General features: G+C 66.8%; 1 protein-coding gene. It reads left to right on the top strand.

What is annotated here, in order from left to right:
• Nucleotides 1-670: FGGY family carbohydrate kinase (locus AC1D15_RS34050; RefSeq protein WP_477829549.1), on the top strand; the 670-nt coding region annotated here is incomplete at its 5' end.
• Nucleotides 671-1,037: the final 367 nt, after the last annotated feature.

Raw genomic sequence — 1,037 nt, forward strand, 5'->3', positions numbered from 1 at the left:
GTTCCAGACCTCGACCAACGGGCTGATCACCACCAGCGCGGCGCAGCCGACGGCGCAGACCGAGTTCGCGCTCGAGGGCAGCGTCTTCATCGGCGGGGCGGTGGTGCAGTGGCTGCGCGACGGGCTGAACGCGATCAAGGCGAGCAGCGAGGTGCAGTCGCTCGCCGAGAGCGTGCCCGATGCCGGCGGCGTGATGTTCGTGCCGGCCTTCACCGGCCTGGGCGCGCCGTACTGGAAGGCCGAGGCGCGCGGCGCGATCGTCGGGCTGACGCGCGGCACCACGGTGGCGCACATCGCGCGCGCGGCGCTGGAGAGCATCGCGTTCCAGAGCGCGGCGCTGCTGCAGGCGATGGGTCGCGATGCGGTCGCGGCCGGCGGTGCGCCGGTCAGCGAACTGCGCGTGGACGGTGGCGCCTGTGTCAACGACCTGCTGATGCAGTTCCAGGCCGACCTGCTCGGCATCCCGGTGGTGCGGCCGAAGGTGATCGAGACCACCGCGCTCGGCGCGGCCTCGCTGGCCGGGCTGTCGTGCGGGGTCTACAGCGGGCTCGACGAACTGGCGCGGCAGTGGCGGGTCGAGCGCACCTTCCACCCGACGATGTCGCGTGAGCGCGCGCAGGCGCTGATGGGCGAGTGGGAGCACGCGGTGCGGCAGGCGGTGGCAAGTTAAGCCGACACGATGCGCATGAAAGAAGGAATTTGTTGATCGTGGCACTCAACTTGGCATCCCATCCGCTGTGTGGCCGATAGGTGCCGCCGTCTCATCGAGGAGGTTGGCGCGGCCCAACGGGATGGAGAGGGATAAAGCGCACTGGCGGGAATTTACGCGGTCCTCCGAACTCGGCCGTCGCCGCTCCGCAAACGTAAAGTGAGCCCCGCCGACAGTTGTGACAACAACCAGCTCACTGAGTGTCTGCGTCATTGCGATTCGCCTGCTGCTCCAAAGTCGCAGCCGTTTCATCCAGTCGTTTGACAATCGATTCGAGTTGCTCCTGATCATCCTCGTCATCTGAATATTTCAGATGACGAGGATGATC

The organism is Rhizobacter sp. P2_H2 (genome assembly GCF_056403375.1).